Source organism: Ruegeria sp. HKCCD4884, assembly GCF_013110855.1.
Lineage (GTDB): Bacteria > Pseudomonadota > Alphaproteobacteria > Rhodobacterales > Rhodobacteraceae > Ruegeria.
In genome coordinates, this window is sequence record NZ_WVRJ01000016.1 from 43,197 (window position 1) to 60,961 (window position 17,765).

Below are 17,765 nucleotides of genomic sequence, written 5' to 3' on the forward strand. Positions count from 1 at the left end.
GGCATGCGGCGGCTGGGGCTGATAGGTCTAGCTCTGTTGATCGCGGGTGCCGGCTGGGCTGGCTGGCACCGCTTCGGCCCGCGCCCGCCTGCGCCGCCAATGGCACCCGAAGCCACGCGCATCGACCATATCCTGATCGAGAAATCTGCCCGCCGCCTGACGGCCACGCTGGACGGGGCAGTGGTGATGAAGGCTGACATTGCACTGGGCTTTGCTCCGGATGGGAACAAAGAGATCGAAGGGGACGGTAAAACGCCCGTCGGGCTGTTCAGGATCGATCGGCGCAATCCAAACAGCGCCTTTCATCTGTCGCTGGGCATTGACTACCCACAACCCGACGACATCAAACGCGCACGCCAACAGGGTACGGACCCCGGAGGAGACATCTTCATCCATGGCCAACCCAATGGGGTGGCCGGTTTTACGCTGCCCGGAGACTGGACCTTGGGCTGTATTGCGCTGTCAAACGCCGAAATGGCGCAGCTTTGGACTCTGACTGAAACCGGAACGACCGTCGAAATCCGGCCCTAGTCCTCGCGCCCCAACAGGGCAATCGGTGCATCCGGCGCGCGATAGAAATCCAGCGGAGCCTTGTCATGGGCCGCAGTGCTGCGCTTGAACTCATACCGCATCTCACCGCCCTCATCCTCATCCGCGACGATCAGGCATTGGTAGAGGTGGTTGGCCCCATCGTAGATATCGACCAGCCCACGCAGGCGCGGTGTCGTTTCGGCCTCAACAGTGAAGCCGTCCTTCCACAATTTGAGGATTTTATAGGTATTGTTGCCCATTTCCACCCGCAAACGGCTGGCTTTCTTCAACGTGGCGATTCGGGCCGCGTCCAACTCGGCGCGTATTTCCTTTGAAACATAGGTACTCATTAATCCGTTCCCCCGTGAATGACATCTATTGTGCGGGAACAGTTGTAAAAATCCAGTGAACCACATCATAGAATTCAGCGCGGTTGCGAATTGTTGCACAGAAATCCCAGCCCCGATTGTGCGCGAATGCAGAGCAGTTGCGCAGGCGTTCGGATAGGCACAGGGCAGGCTTGGACCTATCTTTGGTCAAACGCCTACGCGGAGGAAAAGAAATGGGCCTGCTGGTCGACGGAACATGGCATGACACTTGGTATGACACAAAGTCTACGGGAGGCGCGTTCAAACGCAGCGCGGCGCAATTTCGCAACTGGTTAACGGCTGATGGAAGCGCGGGGCCGTCCGGCAAGAGCGGATTCAAGGCAGAACCCGGGCGCTATCATCTCTATGTCAGTCACGCCTGCCCCTGGGCGCACCGCACCCTGATCTTTCGCGAATTGAAAGGGCTGACTGACCTGATCTCTGTCTCGGTTGTGCACCCTGACATGCTGGACAAAGGCTGGACCTTTGTGACCGACGATCATGGCGCAACAGGTGACGATCTTTACGGCATGGACTTCGCGCATCAAATCTATACCAAGGCCGATCCGTCCTATTCCGGTCGGGTCACGGTGCCGATCCTGTGGGACAAGCAGCAGGAAACCATTGTCTCGAACGAAAGTTCGGAAATCATCCGCATGTTCAATTCGGCCTTCAACGGGATCACCGGCAACACCGATGACTACTGGCCCGAGGCGATGCGGGACGAAATCGAAGAGGTCAACGCCCGCATCTATTCAGACGTGAACAACGGCGTCTACAAATCGGGCTTTGCCACCTCACAAGAAGCCTATGACGCAGCGGTGGGCCCGCTGTTCGACACACTGGACTGGCTGGAGGACCGCCTGTCCCGCAATCGCTATCTGATGGGCGATCGGATCACCGAGGCTGACTGGCGTCTGTTCACGACATTGATCCGCTTTGATCCGGTCTATCACTTGCATTTCAAGTGCAACAAACGGCGTCTGATCGATTACCCCAATCTTTGGGCCTATACGCGCGAGTTGTATCAATGGCCCGGCGTCGCGCCCACGGTGAACATGAACCATATCGTGCGCCACTATCACTACAGCCATGACAGCATCAATCCGCACCGGATCATCCCGACCAATCCGGTTCTGGAATACATGGAACCGCACGGACGCGATCAACGCCCTGCTGCGTAATGCTCCACCATCGCCGCCAGATCCTCTGGCGGCGTTTCACTTTGTACATAGGCACAGGCATTAGGGCTGTGGGCAAAGATCGACCCGTCCGAAAAGAAGGTGGTGTTGGTGACAAAGATCACCCGCGCCTCGGGGCGGCGATAGCTTGCGAAATCGGCCACCGCTAATGCGCTTCCGCTTTCCAAAACCAGATCCAGCACGATGATTTCAAAATCCGTGCCATACAACGCCAGAATGGCGGCCTCCTGCGTCTCGACCAGCGTGACCTCGGCGCCTTGCCGCTCCAGATGCCTTTTCCAGACCCGACCAAGGTCGGGGTTACTCTCAACAATCAGAACTTTCATTTGCAACAACCTCGGCACTTGATATGGTGAGTGGTGCCGACCCCCGTGGTCCGTGATCTCGTTATTTCCTTAACAAAGTGTTAACAGCGGCCCCACAGGTCCGTGATCACACGGATTTGCTTGTGTAAGAGGCGAAAATCCGCTTGAAACGCGCCAAAATCGGTCATTTCCCACAGAGAGAGCAGATGAGCACATTGGATCACGGTCTGGACCCACGCGCCGTGCGCGACCACGGCGGCGGACTGGACAGGGCGATTGTCAAACATGGCGGTCAACGCGCCAACTGGATCGATCTGTCGACCGGCATCAACCCGCACCCATATGAGATATCTGGGCTTACAGCAGCGGATTGGACGGAACTGCCAGACCACGGGGCTTTTGAACGCCTGAGCGAGGCCGCGCGCCGGTTCTGGAACGTGCCGGATGGGGCAGCGATCCTTCCCGCACCAGGAGCATCCGCCATCATCGCTCGTATCCCGGCGCTGGCCACATCCGGCACAGTTCAAATCACGCCACCCACCTATAACGAACATGCGGCCGCCTTTTCAGCTCAGGGTTGGAATGTTCAGGCCGACACAGCCGGAGACGCCCGTGTGATCGTGCATCCGAACAACCCCGACGGGCGTATCTGGCAGGAAAGCGATGTCACTGCGCCGTTGAATGTGATTGATGAAAGCTTCTGCGACGTCACGCCGGATGCGTCTCTGATCCATCTGGCGGACCGCTCCGGTGTGATCGTGCTGAAAAGCTTTGGCAAGTTCTGGGGGCTGGCTGGAATGCGTCTCGGATTTGCCATCGGGCGGCCAGACCTGATCAACCGGCTAAACGATTTGACCGGTCCGTGGTCCGTGTCGGGCCCTGCCCTGCGCATTGGAACCCAAGCCTTGTCAGACAAGGGTTGGGCTGACGCCACACGCGTGCGTCTGACTGCTGAGGCCGCGCGGCTGGATACTCTGATTACGGCCAAGGGTGCTCAGATCGTTGGTGGCACCAGCCTGTTCCGCCTGTACAAGGTCGACGACGCCGCCAATTGGCAGGACAGACTGGCACAGAGCCACATCTGGAGCCGCATTTTCCCCTATTCAACCACCTATCTACGCCTGGGCCTGCCACCCAAGAATGGCTGGGACAGATTGGCGGCCGCGCTGTGAGCGTTGGCCTGATGCTGGTCTGCGCCATGTGCCTGGACGCCGCACTGGGAGAGCCTGACTGGCTCTGGTCTCGCGTCAAACACCCCGCTGTGATGATAGGCAATCTGATTGGCTGGTTGGACAAACGGCTGAATCACGGGAATACGCGACGATTGAAAGGCGTTTTTGTGCTAGTCCTGTTGCTTTGCGGCGCATGGGGGCTTGGCTGGGCGCTTTCGTTGCTGGGACCGGTGGTCGAGATTCTGGTTTGCGCGATCCTGTTGGCACAGAAGTCTCTGGTCGCGCATGTGCGTGCTGTGGGTGACGGGCTGTTGACTTCGCTGACCGAGGGGCGGGCACAGGTGGCGATGATCGTCTCACGCGATACCCGCGACATGACCGAGGCGCAGGTGGCACGGTCGGCCATCGAAAGCGCGGCGGAAAACCTCAGCGACGGGGTCACTGCACCCGCTTTCTGGTTTCTGGTCGCCGGGTTGCCGGGGCTGCTGGTCTACAAAGCCGTGAACACCGCCGACAGCATGATCGGGTATCGCAACGAAAAGTACCTTGAGTTCGGCTGGGCTTCGGCCCGGTTCGATGACCTGCTGAACCTGATCCCCGCCCGGCTGACCTGTGTGCTGATCGTGGCGCTCTCAGGCCAACGGTCGCGCTGGCGCGAAATTGTTGGGGATGCGCGCCGCCATATCTCACCCAATGCAGGCTGGCCCGAGGCCGCGATGGCCCGCGCGCTGAACATCGCCCTCGCCGGGCCACGCAGCTATGATGGAAAGCTGCGGGACCTGGCCTGGGTCAATGGCGACGCACCGCGCGAGATCGGGGCGGCGGAGGTTTTCCGCGCATGTCACATGTTGTGGAGCGTTTGGGGGCTTGCGCTTGGGCTCGTGTCGGTGTGGGTTGGGGTCAATCTGATTTTCTGAAGGGTCCCTTCATGCGTTTTCTTTCCGGCCTGGTTGCCGCCGCTTTGCTTGCTTCTCCTGCCTTTGCCCAATGTGGGGGTGGGTTCAATTCCTTTGTCAAAGGCTTGAAGACCGAAGCCATGCAACAAGGCTTTGACAAATCCACCGTGAACGCATTTTTCAAAGGTGTGCAGCAAGACAATGCGGTGCTCAGGGCCGACCGGGCGCAAGGGGTGTTTCAGAAACCGTTCATCGAGTTTTCGCGCCGCCTGATCTCGGCCAACCGGATTGAACGCGGGCAGGCCATGTCGCGCAAATATGATGCGGTCTTTGACCGGATCGAACAGGAATACGGTATCTCACGCGGGGTGCTGCTGGCCTTCTGGGCGTTCGAGACTGACTATGGCTCGTTCCAGGGGGACTTCAACACCCGCAACGCGCTGGTGACTTTGGCGCACGACTGCCGCAGGCCCGAATTGTTTCGCCCACAAATCTTCGCCGCTATCGAGCTGTATCAAAACGGCGATTTCGACCCGGCCCGCACGACAGGTGCATGGGCCGGAGAGATCGGCATGGTCCAAATGCTACCGCGCGACATTTTGGAAAACGGCGTCGATGGTGATGGTGACGGGCATGTCCGCCTGAAAACCTCGGCCGCTGATGCGCTGATGTCCGGGGGCAAAATGCTGTCGCATCTGGGCTGGCGCGCGGGCGAGCCATGGTTGCAAGAGGTCACGGTGCCCGCTCAGATGGACTGGTCCCTGTCCGGCCCGGGTAAACCCCGCTCGGTGGCCGATTGGCAAGCCATGGGCGTGCAGGCGCGCAGCGGGTCGTTGGCCAACCTGCCTGCCTCGCTGATCCTGCCGCAAGGGCGCAATGGTCCGGCCTTTCTGGCCTACCCGAATTTCGACGTCTATTTCGAATGGAATCAAAGCTTTGTCTACGTTCTGACCGCCGCCTATTTTGGTACAAGACTGGAAGGCGCGCAGATCTATGATGCGGGCAATCCGGCGCAAGGTTTGAACGGAGCGCAGATGAAAGAGCTGCAAACCAAACTGCAAGCCAAAGGGTATAACGTGGGCAAGATCGACGGGATTCTGGGGGCCGGAACACGCGCTGCGGTGCAGGCCGAACAGGCCCGCTTGGGCTTGCCTGCAGATGCCTGGCCAACGGTCGACTTACTGAACCGGCTTTAACCTGACACGCCGCGCTTAACTGTCGTCGAACACCGGGCGCGGCGCACCGTTGTCGTCCAAAGCGACGAACACGAACTCGGCTTCCGTAACCTTTTTTCCATTCTGCGATTGCCTCGGGCGTGCCCAGACATCCACGTGAACACGAATGGATGTGCGCCCAACATGCGTCAGCGTCGCATACAGCGTCACTTCGTCCCCAACCTTGACCGGGTGCAAGAACTGCATCGCCTCGACGGAAACGGTCGCTGTTCGCCCCTGCGCCACGCGCGCCGCCATATTGCCTGCCGCCAAATCCATTTGCGACATCAGCCAACCGCCAAAAATGTCACCGGCCGGATTGGTGTCTGCGGGCATCGCTATCGTGCGAATAACCAGAACACCCTCGTCCTGTTGGCGGCCATGTGACCCGCGTTTTTTACCTAAAGCGAGCCGGTCGTCGGTGTCTTCTGCCACGGGTTCAATCCCCTCCTAAGCCATTGACTGGAATGGTCGTGTGTTCAGTCTGGCAAGATTTCTCACCAAAATGAAGAGAACACCAGCTTTGCGCTTAGGTTATGCATCTCAATCTCGAAAAGCTTTACTCAGGCCGGACGGGATAGCGGTCTCCTTTCTGATCAATCAGGATCAGCCGCTCACCGCTTCTTACATAAAGATCACACCGGCTGAATCCGTTGCGATAGGCGATACAGACGCTGCCGTCCTCGGCGATGGAATATGTGCCAAAAGCCGAGTCTCCGCTGGCATACGTGTAGGAATAGGCCCCACCGGCCGAGAATTTGGCCTGACCATCATCGTAGAAGGTGAATGTTTGGCCTGCCAAAGCGTCAAGCTCTGCTGAAGTCAGAGGAATGTCCCCGGACTTTAAAGGCCAGTCCGCAGCATAAGCTGAGCTGGCTACGAACAGGGCGGGGATTAGAAATCGTGTCATGCGCCCAAGTTAGCGCGATCCGAGCGCAAACGTCATAAACTTGCAGTGAGCGGTCACGCGACCATCTGTTCGGCCTTTTTCAGATCAACCGAGACCAACTGGCTTACGCCTTGCTCCTGCATCGTGACGCCGAACAGCCGGTCCATTCGCGCCATTGTCACTGCGTGGTGCGTGATGATCAGGAACCGCGTGTCGGTCTGGCGGCACATCTCGTCCAGCAGGTCGCAGAAGCGTGTAACGTTGGCGTCGTCCAGCGGCGCATCGACCTCGTCCAACACACAGATCGGTGCGGGATTGGCCAGGAATACACCAAAGATCAACGCGGTCGCGGTCAAGGTCTGCTCTCCGCCAGACAACAGGCTGAGGGTCGACAGTTTCTTGCCCGGCGGCTGGCACATGATCTCAAGACCTGCATCCAGCGGATCGTCGCTTTCGACCATGACAAGATTGGCCTCACCACCCCCAAACAGGTGCTTGAACAACATAGCGAAGTTCGAGTTCACCTGTTCAAACGCGGTCAACAACCGTTCGCGTCCTTCGCGGTTGAGGCTGGCGATGCCGCTGCGCAGGGCTTTGATCGCCTCTTCCAGATCGGCCTTTTCGCTGCTGAGCGTGTCGAACTCTTCCTGAACTTCTTTGCTGTCTTCTTCCGCCCGCAAGTTCACTGCACCCATTGCGTCGCGTTGACGCTTGTGGCGGTTCACCTCGGATTCCAGAACATCCGCAGCAGGCATCTGGTCGGGGTTCACATCCAACTGATTCAGCAACTGGTTCGGGGTCAATTGTTGATCCTCGGCGATCCGTTCTGCCGCAGCGACCACACTTTCCTTTGCCGCATCACAGCGCGCCTCGGCCGCCGCGCGGCTTTCGCGCGCTTCCGAAGCCAGGCGTTCCGCTTCACGTTCTGCCAGAACAACCTCACGCTGCTGGGTCTCAGCCTCGGCCAGCTTGTCCGCAGCCTCTGCCCGGCGCGCTTCGGCGGCTTCGATCAGTTCGTTCAGCTCTTCCCGCGCTTCGGCAATCTCACCGGGGGCGGCCATGGCGTCGGTCAGCTCCTCTTCCGAGCTTTCCTTGCGCTCAGCCAGTTCCGAGATCCGTTTTTCAGCGGTTTCCAGTCTATGCCGCCACCCGCTGAGGTCTTTTGTGACCTCCTGCGAGCGGCGGGTGCGCGCGTCCCCCTCACGACGCAGCTCATCATGTGTCGAACGGTGGGTCAGCATCGTGATCCGCGCCGCCTCGACAGTTTGTTTGATGTCTTCGACCTCGGCACGTGCACTGTCGAGATCGCCCAAGCCGCTCAATGCGCCCTCGGCTTCGCGCAGCTGCGCGCGGGCCGCCATGGCGTCTTCCTTGTGACGATCTACGGCAAGGGTCAGGGTCTCCAGTTTACCCTGCGCCAGATTACGATCCGCTTCGGCCCGGCTAAGCAGTCGCGCGGTTTCGGCCATGCGCTGATCCGCAGCACGGCGGGTTTCTCGCGCACGGCGGTCGGCCTCGGTCACATCCGCCAATTGCCGCGACAGAGCCTCATGCGCGGCACGGGCGCCATCTGCCTGCGCCTCGGTGCGTGTCAGTTCCTGCTTGAGTGCTTCCAGCTTGTTGAGTTGCTCTAAACGCAGTGCAGCTGCGCTTGGGGCATCCTCGGCCCATGCACGGAAGCCGTCCCAGCGCCACAAATCACCCGAACGGGACACCAACCGTTGGCCCGGTTTCAGCGCTGCTTGCAAACGCGCGCCCTGATCGGCATCCACAAGACCGATCTGTGCAATCCGACGGCTGAGACGATCCGGACCCGAGACGTGAAGCGCCAGCGGTTCGACCCCATCCGACAAAGGCTGATCGCTGTCATATCCTGCCACCTGCACCCAGCCAGAAGGGCCATCGCCCTCGACCAAGGGCGCGCGCAGATCATCGGCCAGGGCCGCGCCCAGAGCCTTTTCAAAGCCTGGCGCGACGCGCAGCAGATCCAGCACTTGACCACCTTCGGCAGTGTCGCGTTCCACCAGCTTGGCCAGCGCCGTGGTTTCGGCCCGGATCGCGCCAAGCTCACCTTCGGCCTCAGAACGCTGCGCGCGTGCTTCGGCCTCGCGCGCTTGTGTTTCATTGCGCAGCTCATCCGCAGCTGCCAGAGCCTCTTCGGCGGCTTCAGCGGCTTCGCGGGCTTCTTCCTCACCTTCCTGGGCGGCTTCAAACGCCTCGCTGGCGCGGGTCAAGGCGGTTTTGGCCTCATCCACTGCCTGCCGTGCCTTTTCCTCTTCACCCTCAGACCGGGCCAATGTCTTGCGGCTGTCTTCGACCAAACGTTGGGCTGACTGGTGCCGGGCGACCAGACGGGCCATGTCCTCGGTTTGTTGTGACAGGTGGTCTTCGCGGTTTTGCAGGATCGAGGCTGCCTCACGCGCGATTTCTGCCGCCTCAGCCACTTTCTCGTCATGGCCTTCAGCGGCCTTTGCCAGCTCGCGCGCTTCCCATTCCAGACGCTCAATCATTTGACCTGCGTCTCGATTCAGACCGGTTTCACGCTCAATATCGTGGCCAAGCTGCTGAATACGGTTTGTCAGCGTCTCAATGGTCTGCCGCGCGCGGGTTTCCTGATCGGAAAGTTGATCGCGCTGCACCTGCTGACGTTGCAGAACCGCAGCTGCGATTGCCTCTTCTTCACGAAGTGGCGGCAAAGTTTCTTCGATCTCGGCACGTTTTGCAGCGGCAGCGCGCGCCTCGGCCTCGGCACGGGAAGCTTCGGTGATACGTTCGCGCAGCTTTTCCTCTGCCTGCTGGCGGGCCATATCGGCCTCTTTCCAGCGTCGATACAGCAGCATCCCTTCGGCCTGACGCAGCTGCTCGCCGATTTCACGGTATCGCGCGGCCTGACGGGCTTGGCGCGCCAGTTGAGCCAATTGCCCACCAAGCTGTTCCAGAACGTCATCGACGCGAGTCAGGTTCGCCTCGGTGCCTTTCAGCTTTAGCTCAGCTTCGTGCCGACGCTGATACAGACCCGAGATCCCGGCAGCTTCTTCCAGAATGCGGCGGCGCGCGCGGGGTTTGGCGTTGATCAATTCGGCGATGCGGTTCTGCCCGACCAGCGCAGGCGAATGCGCCCCCGTCGAAGCATCGGCGAACAGCATCTGTACATCGCGCGCGCGCACATCCTTGCCGTTGGTCTTGTAAGCGCTGCCAACATCGCGGGTGATGCGCCGTACGATCTCCAACTGATCGCTGTCGTTGAATCCAGATGGCGCAAGACGTTCCGAGTTGTCCATGGTCAGGACGACCTCAGCAAAATTGCGTGCAGGACGCGTGGCAGCACCTGCGAAAATCACGTCTTCCATCGCGCCACCACGCATGGATTTGGGCCGGTTTTCACCCATCACCCAACGCAATGCTTCCAGAAGATTGGACTTGCCACAGCCATTTGGCCCCACCACACCGGTCAACCCGTCTGCGATGATCAGATCGGTTGGATCAACAAAGCTTTTGAAGCCGGTCAGTTTGAGCTTGCTGAAACGCAATGGCAGCGTGTCCCGTGATTCCTATGAGTTGAAAGTCTGCGCAAGGGATAGGGTCCGAGTCAACGGAGTTGCGCAGGATATGGGATATCATTTTGAGTTATCCACAATATCTTGCCGAAATACCCAAAAACAAGCGTATATCAATATGGGGTGCACTCAAAGACCTGATAGCCGTAGTCATCCCCTACGTTTTCGTAGATGCCATAGTCAATGCATTCATAATTGGGCGTAGAAACAGCGGTTAACAGCAACCGCTCGCCCGCGTCTCGATCACACCCCAAAACCCCAACCGTTACCGCCGCATCGCCCAGCACATCCAGAATCGGACACCCCGAAACCTGAGCCATCGCAAGGGCGGCCCGGTCTCGGACCGGACCCAGCCGTGGCGCGTATTGCGCGTTGACCCGAACCGCTTCGGCCAGCTCACCGCGCACGCGCACGTCGAACACGCTGCCATTCACCGATACACGCGTGGCAGGCACGTCGCGGAAATGAGGGGTTCCGGCCGCACAGGCGGCCAACAACAAAGGGGCAAGACACCGGATCATGCCGCAGAGTTGCAGCATTTTGGTTAACAGATCCTTTCTGCGTATCAGGCCCGCAGTACTTCACCCAACCGACGAATACCTTCGCGGATTGCTGCCTCGTCAGAATTTGAAAAACTCAGGCGAATGGTATTTGCGCCGCTGCCATCCGGGAAGAATGCCTGACCCGGCACAAAGGCCACTTTCACCGTGTCCAACGCACGCGCCAGCAATTCAGACCCACTAGCCTCAGCAGGCAGCGTGACCCAAATGAACATACCGCCCTCGGGCCGGGTCCACTCGACCCCGTCGGGCATATGCTGTTCCAACGCGTCCAGCATCACATCACGACGGTTTTGATAAACCGCACGCACTTGGGGAATATGGCTGTCAAAGCACGCTTGCGCCACGTCATGAACGGCCATTTGGTTTATGGTCGCCGAATGCAGGTCCGCCGCCTGCTTCAACAAAACCAACTGAGATATGATCGGCTTGGGTGCCACAACCCATCCCATGCGCAGCCCCGGAGACAGGGTTTTTGAAAAGCTACCGCAATAGATCGTCCGACAGTCTTCAATTGAACCTTTACGAGCCAGCTCCAAAGACAGGATTGGTGGGATCGGATCCCCGTCATAGCGCAACGCCTGATAGGCCCCGTCTTCGATTATGGCGCAATCCAACTCTTCTGCCAGATCCAACAAAGCTTCCCTGCCTTGCAGATCCAGAGTTTCGCCGGTTGGATTGGCAAAGTCCGCCGACAAGTAAGCGAATTTCACCGCCCCATCCCCGGCTGCTGCCTTGTATTCTTCGGCCCCGCTGTTGCCGTTCAGCCGATCAAACCGGGGTTCATACGCGTTGAACGCTGCAAGCGCGCCCAGATAGGTGGGCCAGCCAACCAGGGCGGTGTCGCCGGGCGACAAAAACAGCTTGCCAAGATAATCCAGCGCCTGCTGCGATCCCGACGTGATCAGAATGTTGTCGATGTCACACGCCACTCCGATTTCACGCATGTGCTGCGCCAGCCATTTGCGCAGCGGGACATAACCTTCGCTGACCGAATATTGCAGTGCCTGCGCTTGTGTCTCTGGCCCCAGCGCTGCTTGAAACGCCTGTGCAAACGCATCGGCGGGAAACAACGCTGGATCCGGAATGCCGCCTGCAAAGGAAATGATCCCTGGTTGGTCGAGCAGTTTCAGCAGCTCTCGGATTTCTGATGCCTTCATCCGGGAAGCCCGGGTGGCAAACAAGGGATGTTGGGACATGAGGCTCCTCCGATCTCAGTTTCGGGCAGCCTATTGCCAGATGATTTAAAGTCAATAATGCTGACCTATTATTTCAGCCGATGTGAACAGGTGTTCTTGAACCTGCCCCATGCCCGTGGTCAAATGACTTGACCAATTGCGGAACCAATATGCCCTTTCACAAAGTTGAAACCGAAAAACTCTCGCTTGCTGTCGTTCGCCAGATCGAGCTTCTGATCCTGCGCGGCATCCTGCGCCCTGGCGAACGTCTCCCCTCGGAACGTGAACTGGCCGAGCGGATGGGTGTGTCGCGCCCGTCCCTACGCGACGCAATATCTGAGCTTCAGGCGCAAGGGTTGCTGACCGCCAAGGCAGGATCTGGGATCTACGTGGCCGAGGTTCTGGGATCGGCCTTTTCCCCTGCACTGATCCGTTTGTTTGGCAGCCATGATGAAGCGGTTTTTGATTACCTGTCTTTTCGCCGCGACATGGAAGGGTTGGCAGCGGAAAGGGCTGCGCGCCAAGGATCCGAGAGCGACCTGAAAGTGGTTCAGGCGATCTTTGACAAGATGCAAGCGGCCCACGACCGGAATGCAGCGGATGACGAGGCGCAACTGGATGCTGAATTCCATATGGCCATCATCGAGGCCAGCCATAATGTCATCATGTTGCATATGATGCGCTCGATGTATGATTTGTTGGTGCAGGGTGTGTTCTACAACCGTCAGACGATGTTCCAACAGCGCGCCACGCGCGAAGCGATTTTGGACCAGCATCGGGCCATCAATGACGCGTTACAGGCACGCAATCCCTTGGCCGCGCGCACCGCAATTGAACAGCACCTTGATTTTGTCGAACGCTGCATGGCCGATCAAAGGAAGACGGATCGGAACGAAGCCATTGCACAACAACGATTGCAACATGAAACCGGGCGGGCCTAAGCGCCACCTTCATTTGCCGGTCGAATGTGGAATACGCCGCGACTAAGCGGCCCCTGTTGCAGCGGGGAGCAGGTGGCGCGGAAAGGGTTTTCCACTGCCTTCTCCCAAATGACGATCAAGGGCCACTGTTGTCAGGGCCGGGTCAATGAACAGCCTTGCGCCACGGTCCCGAAGCCGTTTGTGAAGCATCACATGTTCGCACACCCGCTGCCCCTTTTCGTCGCGGCACGAATAGCGCAAGCCCCGGAGCGCACGGGTTTTGTACAACCCGGCACCTCCAAACGCGCTGTCGACCGGTATAAGCGGAGTTTCGGTTGGAATATGGAATTGGCGCTCATAAACCGCTGACTTCAGCAACGCCCGGCGCCATTTCCGGCGCCCGAACAAAGGCCTGCGCGTGCTCTGAATGCGCTGCCAGACGTCTTCATCACACCAGCCGGGGCAGCGCAGAGCATAAATGTCGTAATATGCAGGTTTGGAATTGGCAAAGACACCTTCCCACAAAGGAGTGACCCTTTTTGCGGCGGTCAGAACCGCTTGAACGTCCAGGCACGTATTCGGACCATTCAGATCCAGCACGAGGGTCAGCTCGTTGTCATCGTCTTTTGCTTCCAGCCTGTTGAGTATGGCATTTCTAGCCACAGTGATGCGCTCAATCCGGTCAGGAAATCTAGAAACAAGCCCGTCTAGCTGAATGATGTCGACATGCCGGTTTCGTTCGGCGTAGTCGTTCAATACACGGTTCGTATCGTCCGAATTGTCGTTGGTCGCAATGATGACCGAATACCGGTGCAACTGAGCAGACAGGTTTTGAATCCTGTTGATCGTGTCGATCAGCGCCGCGCCACCATTTCTGACCACGCCTACAATATTCATCGAAACTGCGTCGCCCGACACGGTCTGTCTTTCCCTGTATTATCACGCTAGCTGCAAAGCTTCCCTGTCGACCAGTTCCCCAACGGTTGGCAGGATTCGGAGTGTGCTTCAAATCAAGCAGAACTCGCCACAAAACAAAAGACCCGAAAGCGAAACGCCCCCGGGTCAACTGTATCATTTGTCTGGCGGGTCAACCGTCAGTGCAGCTTGGTGCCTACATCTGCAATCGACGCGTCGATCAGTTTGTTGGCTTGTGCTGCAGTCATTTGCTTGGCCAGAACCGAACCCGCCGCAGCAACTGCGACCGAAACGGCCTGATCACGCACTTCTTTCACAGCAGACGCTTCAGCCGAAGCGATCTGATCCTGAGCTGCAGCCAGACGGCGTTCAATCGACTTTTCAAGGTCAACCTTCGCCTGTTCCGCTGCCAGAGCCGCGTCTTCCTTGGCCGCAGCAACAATCGCATCGGCCTGCCCCTGAACTTCGCGCTGCTTGCGCTCGTACGAGGCCAGCAAGCTACGTGCTTCTTCATGCAGGGCGCGTGCTTCGTCCAGCTCGGACTTGATGCCTTCGGCACGGTTGTCCAGCGCCCCACCGATCATGCCGGGGACCTTGAAGTAGAACAGAACCGCAATGAAGACGATAAAGCCCAGAAGGACAACAAAGTCCGTGTTGCCAAGCGAAAAGAACGGGCCTTTGGCCGCAAAGGCTGGGCTGGCCGCACCAAATATCAGGATAAGAGCAAGAGTGTTCCGCATGTCACTTATCCTTTCGTCTGCGCATCTACGGCACCGGCAATGGCATCCGCATCCGCTTCGCCGCCAAGTGCTGTGACCAGTTCGGCAGCCGTGTCCTTGGCAACCACTTGAATGCTTTCCAGCGCACCGGCTCGGATTTCGGCAATTGCCTTTTCCGATTCAGCCGCTTTTGCAGCGATTTCCGCATCCGCTTTTGCTATCGCGTCATCCAGACCAGCCTGAATTTCGGCGCGGGCTTCCGCTGCGATACGCTGTGCCTCAGAACGGGCATCGGCCAGCGCTTTGTTGTAGGCTTCTTCAGCCTCGACCGCCTTGGCCTTCAGATCTTCGGCCGCAGCCAGGTCGTTGGTAATGGTCCCCTGACGTTCAGCCAGGATTGCCGCGATGCGAGGCAGAGCCACGCGGGACAGGACCAGAAAGATGACGACCAGCGTAATGACCAGCCAGAAAATCTGGTTGGGGAACCAATCGAAGCAGAGCTGCGGCATACCGATGGCAGAGCCATAGGAGTCAACGCACGAGCCAGCTACTTCTTTCGTAATGGGTTCAGTCGCCATGATGTCCTCCGTCGGAACGTTGTCTTTACAACAGGTGGGCCGCTATGGCTTGGGCCCACCTGCGCGTAAGGATCAGGTTCCGCAGATTAGACGGCGAACATCAGCAGCAGCGAGACCAGGAATGCGAAGATCCCCAGGGCTTCTGCGAATGCGATACCGATGAACAGGGTTGCGGTCTGCGAAGCAGCCGCCGAAGGGTTGCGCAGGGCGCCGGCCAGGAAGTTGCCTGCAACGTTGCCCACCCCGATTGCGGCTGCGCCGGAACCGATTGCTGCCAGGCCTGCGCCGATGTGTGCGAGATCGCCTTCCATGATGTATCTCCTTACGAATTGGAAGTTTCGATGTTTGGGTATCGGACCTTAGTGCGAAGGATGCAGCGCATCTTTCAGGTAAACACAGGTCAGAATGGTGAAAACGTAGGCCTGAATGAAGGACACGAGGACCTCAAGACCATACATTGCAGTAATCGCCAGAACGGACACGGGCGAGATCACGGCAATCGCAGCAAAGCCTGCGAAAACCTTGATAACCGCGTGGCCCGCCATGACGTTACCGGCAAGACGAATAGAGTGGCTGACAGGACGTACGAAGTACGAGATCAGCTCGATGATCGCCAGGATCGGGCGCAGTGCCATCGGTGCGCTGGACACCCAGAACAGACCCAGGAACGCCGTTCCGTTTTTGACGAAGCCCAGAACCGTCACGGTCAGGAACACGGCCAACGCCAGCGGGATGGTCACGGCGAAATGCGATGTGGTGGTGAACGATGTCGGGATCAGGCCCAGGAAGTTCGCGCAGACGATGAACATGAACAGGGTCATGACATAAGGGAAGAACTTAACGCCTTCCTTGCCGCAGATGTCTTCCAGCATCTTGTAGATGAAGCCATAAGTCAGCTCTGCAACAGACTGCATCCGCGTGGGGACAATCGCGCGTTTGGACGTCGGCAGCACCAGCAGGGCGATTACCGCCAGGATCGCGAAGAACAGCCACAGGGTCACGTTGGTCACAGTGAACATGCCGACCGCACCGTCGCCGAACAACGGTTTCACGATGAACTGATCCATCGGGTGGAAAACCAGGCTGCTGCCTTCTGCTGCGGTGGTCTCAGTTGCCACGTTCAGTCCCTCTCGTCCTTCTCGGCAGCCGTTGCCGCCGTTTGTTTCTCTTGAACCTCTTTCGCGCTGCGGAGCATAACCTTCACGCCCGCGACAAGGCCCAGCAATGTGAACAGCACCAGAAAGATCGGGATCGTCCCGAGCAGGCTGTCCAGCCCGTATCCGATGCCAAATCCGATCCCCAGACCGGATACCATTTCGATGACCATCCTCCAGGCAAGCTCGCCCCCGGACACGTCAGCATCTGCACGAGGCTTGGGCGCTTTGGCCTTTTTCGCCGCTTCGATCTTGGCCTCCAGCTGCGCCATACGCTGCTTTTGGTCGTCATCGGTCACGGGCGTTTCCCTCATACAGTCTTGGGCATGGTGCTAAGGCGCGACGGGCGAAGAGTCAACGCTATTGAACGCCCCGATTGACGCAGGTTAAGATATTGTTTTTAATTCACTTTATTGACATCGGCATGATGCCTGAGAGTCGCAGAAACCTTCCCAAGCCTCAAAATGCATTGAATCTGCATATTCAACCAAAGAGTTGATTATTCCCGCAGGATGGGTTGGCCGCGCAGGTTCGCACTTTCATCCAGCAACCACGTTCGGAACGCCTGTACCGTTCTGCGGCGCACTGCACCTGCACCCAGAACCAGCCGGAAACTTCCCTCTCGGAATCCGATGGGAAAGCACCGGATCAAGCGACCAGCTTGCAGATCACTCAGGACGCAGTCTTCTGATCCCAGAAAAACGCCCAGCCCGCTAACGGCTGCCGTCAGAGACAGATCCGTTTCCATCCGCCAACCGTTCATGCCGGACTGTGGCATTTCAAACCCGGCCACTTCTGCCCAGCGCGGCCAGACTTCTCCGATCCGATCGCGATACAAACGATAGTTCAGCACCTGTTCGGGGCTGTCCCACCCCTCGGGCCTCAGATCCGGCGTGGCATAGGTGAAAAGTGGTTCATCACTGATCAGGTCTGACGGAATATCCAGCACACCGCGATGCGCAAACCGGATCGCCAGATCCGCATCATGTCGTTCGACATCCGCCAGCGCCCGTGAGGCCTCCAGCCTTAGCTCAACCCCTGTGAAAGCTGAATAGAAACCCGGCAGCCGGGGGATAAGGTATTTCATGGCGAACAGCGGCTCACAACTGATGGTGAGTGTGCCTTCGGGCCTTTGACGAACGATCTCAGTGGCCTCGGCGATTTCATCAAGCGCACTCATCACCCGCAACAGCAAGCCACGCCCTTCCAAGGTCAGTTCGACTCCACGGGGCAAATCCCGAAACAAAGAGACGCCAAGCCGGTCCTCTAACCCCCGCACATGGCGGCTAATGGCCGAATGGCTGACGTTCAACTCGTCGGCTGCACGGCTGAAGCTTTCGTGCCGTCCGGCCGCTTCAAATGCTTTCAGTGCGTTCAGTGGAGGTAATACACGGGCCATCCCAAATATGTGCTTTTTTGGCACATAATAAGTCAAGTAATTGATTTTGATTGGCTGCTCGAATTCACGCATTTTTTCGTAAATACAGTGACAAAGGTGCCATCATGGAAAAGACTCAAAGAAGTTTCTCTGTAGTTTCGCATCAGTTTATTAAACGTATACTGCAGAAATGTCGCCCAGCTTCGCGTTCTCGTACTAATGCGACACC

The 17,765-nt window shown here is 58.3% G+C and carries 20 protein-coding genes; 6 read left to right on the forward strand and 14 right to left on the reverse strand.

Annotation, left to right across the window (positions count from 1 at the left end):
* Positions 1–3 precede the first annotated feature (3 nt).
* Positions 4–531, forward strand: coding sequence for a murein L,D-transpeptidase family protein (locus tag GS636_RS19530; protein ID WP_171671804.1), 528 nt, complete (start codon positions 4–6; stop codon positions 529–531).
* On the opposite strand, the gene GS636_RS19535 is transcribed toward GS636_RS19530, so the two are convergent.
* Positions 528–881, reverse strand: coding sequence for a hypothetical protein (locus GS636_RS19535; RefSeq protein WP_171188906.1), 354 nt, complete (start codon positions 879–881; stop codon positions 528–530). The two genes, GS636_RS19530 and GS636_RS19535, sit on opposite strands and share 4 nt — an antisense overlap.
* 212 nt (positions 882–1,093) lie before the next feature.
* Between GS636_RS19535 and GS636_RS19540 the strand changes: the two genes are divergently transcribed.
* Entirely contained in the window at positions 1,094–2,083 is a 990-nt protein-coding gene (locus GS636_RS19540; protein ID WP_171671806.1) for a glutathione S-transferase family protein, read from the forward strand.
* On the opposite strand, the gene GS636_RS19545 is transcribed toward GS636_RS19540, so the two are convergent.
* On the reverse strand, positions 2,065–2,427 hold the full coding sequence (locus GS636_RS19545) for a response regulator transcription factor (protein WP_171096153.1): 363 nt from the start codon (positions 2,425–2,427) through the stop codon (positions 2,065–2,067). The two genes, GS636_RS19540 and GS636_RS19545, sit on opposite strands and share 19 nt — an antisense overlap.
* 185 nt (positions 2,428–2,612) lie before the next feature.
* Between GS636_RS19545 and GS636_RS19550 the strand changes: the two genes are divergently transcribed.
* Genes GS636_RS19550 through GS636_RS19560 form a run of 3 tightly spaced genes read left to right on the forward strand, consistent with a single transcriptional unit; the run spans position 2,613 to position 5,670 of the window.
* The gene (locus tag GS636_RS19550) at positions 2,613–3,578 is read left to right on the forward strand and encodes a threonine-phosphate decarboxylase (protein WP_171671807.1); all 966 of its coding nucleotides are present in this window, start codon (positions 2,613–2,615) and stop codon (positions 3,576–3,578) included.
* Positions 3,575–4,495, forward strand: coding sequence for an adenosylcobinamide-phosphate synthase CbiB (gene cbiB, locus GS636_RS19555; protein WP_171671808.1), 921 nt, complete (start codon positions 3,575–3,577; stop codon positions 4,493–4,495). The genes GS636_RS19550 and cbiB overlap by 4 nt, the downstream gene beginning before the upstream one ends.
* 11 nt (positions 4,496–4,506) lie before the next feature.
* Positions 4,507–5,670, forward strand: coding sequence for a lytic murein transglycosylase (locus GS636_RS19560; RefSeq protein WP_171671809.1), 1,164 nt, complete (start codon positions 4,507–4,509; stop codon positions 5,668–5,670).
* Positions 5,671–5,685: 15 nt separating this feature from the next.
* Here the strand turns inward: GS636_RS19560 and GS636_RS19565 are convergent, their stop codons facing one another.
* The 5 genes from GS636_RS19565 to GS636_RS19585 all read right to left on the reverse strand — a co-directional run bounded on the left by GS636_RS19565 (position 5,686) and on the right by GS636_RS19585 (position 11,893).
* Positions 5,686–6,024, reverse strand: a complete 339-nt coding sequence (locus GS636_RS19565) for an acyl-CoA thioesterase (RefSeq protein WP_171671958.1) — start codon at positions 6,022–6,024, stop codon at positions 5,686–5,688.
* Between the two features lie 223 nt (positions 6,025–6,247).
* Positions 6,248–6,598, reverse strand: coding sequence for a hypothetical protein (locus GS636_RS19570; protein WP_171188896.1), 351 nt, complete (start codon positions 6,596–6,598; stop codon positions 6,248–6,250).
* A 53-nt stretch (positions 6,599–6,651) separates the two neighbouring features.
* Positions 6,652–10,107: a chromosome segregation SMC family protein gene (locus GS636_RS19575; RefSeq protein WP_171671810.1), complete on the reverse strand. Its 3,456-nt coding sequence runs from the start codon at positions 10,105–10,107 to the stop codon at positions 6,652–6,654.
* A gap of 140 nt (positions 10,108–10,247) precedes the next feature.
* Positions 10,248–10,673, reverse strand: a complete 426-nt coding sequence (locus tag GS636_RS19580; RefSeq protein WP_253284813.1) for a hypothetical protein — start codon at positions 10,671–10,673, stop codon at positions 10,248–10,250.
* Between the two features lie 26 nt (positions 10,674–10,699).
* The gene (locus GS636_RS19585) at positions 10,700–11,893 is read right to left on the reverse strand and encodes a PLP-dependent aminotransferase family protein (RefSeq protein ID WP_171671811.1); all 1,194 of its coding nucleotides are present in this window, start codon (positions 11,891–11,893) and stop codon (positions 10,700–10,702) included.
* A gap of 149 nt (positions 11,894–12,042) precedes the next feature.
* Between GS636_RS19585 and GS636_RS19590 the strand changes: the two genes are divergently transcribed.
* Positions 12,043–12,813, forward strand: a complete 771-nt coding sequence (locus tag GS636_RS19590; protein ID WP_171671812.1) for a FadR/GntR family transcriptional regulator — start codon at positions 12,043–12,045, stop codon at positions 12,811–12,813.
* A gap of 42 nt (positions 12,814–12,855) precedes the next feature.
* On the opposite strand, the gene GS636_RS19595 is transcribed toward GS636_RS19590, so the two are convergent.
* From GS636_RS19595 to GS636_RS19625, 7 genes are all read right to left on the reverse strand, one after another.
* The gene (locus tag GS636_RS19595) at positions 12,856–13,710 is read right to left on the reverse strand and encodes a hypothetical protein (RefSeq protein ID WP_171671813.1); all 855 of its coding nucleotides are present in this window, start codon (positions 13,708–13,710) and stop codon (positions 12,856–12,858) included.
* Positions 13,711–13,886: 176 nt separating this feature from the next.
* Positions 13,887–14,447 carry a F0F1 ATP synthase subunit B gene (locus GS636_RS19600; protein WP_171671814.1) on the reverse strand — a complete coding sequence of 187 codons (561 nt, stop codon included), beginning with the start codon at positions 14,445–14,447 and terminating at the stop codon, positions 13,887–13,889.
* Between the two features lie 5 nt (positions 14,448–14,452).
* Positions 14,453–15,004, reverse strand: coding sequence for a F0F1 ATP synthase subunit B' (locus GS636_RS19605; RefSeq protein WP_171096175.1), 552 nt, complete (start codon positions 15,002–15,004; stop codon positions 14,453–14,455).
* A gap of 86 nt (positions 15,005–15,090) precedes the next feature.
* Positions 15,091–15,315: a F0F1 ATP synthase subunit C gene (locus tag GS636_RS19610; protein ID WP_005981269.1), complete on the reverse strand. Its 225-nt coding sequence runs from the start codon at positions 15,313–15,315 to the stop codon at positions 15,091–15,093.
* 48 nt (positions 15,316–15,363) lie between these two features.
* Positions 15,364–16,122, reverse strand: coding sequence for a F0F1 ATP synthase subunit A (locus GS636_RS19615; protein WP_171096177.1), 759 nt, complete (start codon positions 16,120–16,122; stop codon positions 15,364–15,366).
* Between the two features lie 2 nt (positions 16,123–16,124).
* On the reverse strand, positions 16,125–16,457 hold the full coding sequence (locus tag GS636_RS19620) for an AtpZ/AtpI family protein (RefSeq protein WP_152457046.1): 333 nt from the start codon (positions 16,455–16,457) through the stop codon (positions 16,125–16,127).
* 200 nt (positions 16,458–16,657) lie between these two features.
* Positions 16,658–17,557: a LysR substrate-binding domain-containing protein gene (locus GS636_RS19625; RefSeq protein ID WP_171671815.1), complete on the reverse strand. Its 900-nt coding sequence runs from the start codon at positions 17,555–17,557 to the stop codon at positions 16,658–16,660.
* Positions 17,558–17,765: the final 208 nt, after the last annotated feature.

What these genes read in the sequence shown, in the direction of transcription:
- GS636_RS19540 (WP_171671806.1), top strand. Translation starts at nt 1,094, where the DNA reads ATGGGCCTGCTGGTCGACGGAACATGGCATGACACTTGGTATGACACA.
- GS636_RS19545 (WP_171096153.1), bottom strand. Translation starts at nt 2,427, where the DNA reads ATGAAAGTTCTGATTGTTGAGAGTAACCCCGACCTTGGTCGGGTCTGG.
- GS636_RS19600 (WP_171671814.1), bottom strand. Translation starts at nt 14,447, where the DNA reads ATGCGGAACACTCTTGCTCTTATCCTGATATTTGGTGCGGCCAGCCCA.
- GS636_RS19565 (WP_171671958.1), bottom strand. Translation starts at nt 6,024, where the DNA reads ATGCCCGCAGACACCAATCCGGCCGGTGACATTTTTGGCGGTTGGCTG.
- GS636_RS19580 (WP_253284813.1), bottom strand. Translation starts at nt 10,673, where the DNA reads ATGCTGCAACTCTGCGGCATGATCCGGTGTCTTGCCCCTTTGTTGTTG.
- GS636_RS19625 (WP_171671815.1), bottom strand. Translation starts at nt 17,557, where the DNA reads ATGGCCCGTGTATTACCTCCACTGAACGCACTGAAAGCATTTGAAGCG.
- GS636_RS19605 (WP_171096175.1), bottom strand. Translation starts at nt 15,004, where the DNA reads ATGGCGACTGAACCCATTACGAAAGAAGTAGCTGGCTCGTGCGTTGAC.
- GS636_RS19550 (WP_171671807.1), top strand. Translation starts at nt 2,613, where the DNA reads ATGAGCACATTGGATCACGGTCTGGACCCACGCGCCGTGCGCGACCAC.
- GS636_RS19610 (WP_005981269.1), bottom strand. Translation starts at nt 15,315, where the DNA reads ATGGAAGGCGATCTCGCACACATCGGCGCAGGCCTGGCAGCAATCGGT.
- GS636_RS19560 (WP_171671809.1), top strand. Translation starts at nt 4,507, where the DNA reads ATGCGTTTTCTTTCCGGCCTGGTTGCCGCCGCTTTGCTTGCTTCTCCT.
- GS636_RS19570 (WP_171188896.1), bottom strand. Translation starts at nt 6,598, where the DNA reads ATGACACGATTTCTAATCCCCGCCCTGTTCGTAGCCAGCTCAGCTTAT.
- GS636_RS19590 (WP_171671812.1), top strand. Translation starts at nt 12,043, where the DNA reads ATGCCCTTTCACAAAGTTGAAACCGAAAAACTCTCGCTTGCTGTCGTT.
- GS636_RS19530 (WP_171671804.1), top strand. Translation starts at nt 4, where the DNA reads ATGCGGCGGCTGGGGCTGATAGGTCTAGCTCTGTTGATCGCGGGTGCC.
- GS636_RS19585 (WP_171671811.1), bottom strand. Translation starts at nt 11,893, where the DNA reads ATGTCCCAACATCCCTTGTTTGCCACCCGGGCTTCCCGGATGAAGGCA.
- GS636_RS19535 (WP_171188906.1), bottom strand. Translation starts at nt 881, where the DNA reads ATGAGTACCTATGTTTCAAAGGAAATACGCGCCGAGTTGGACGCGGCC.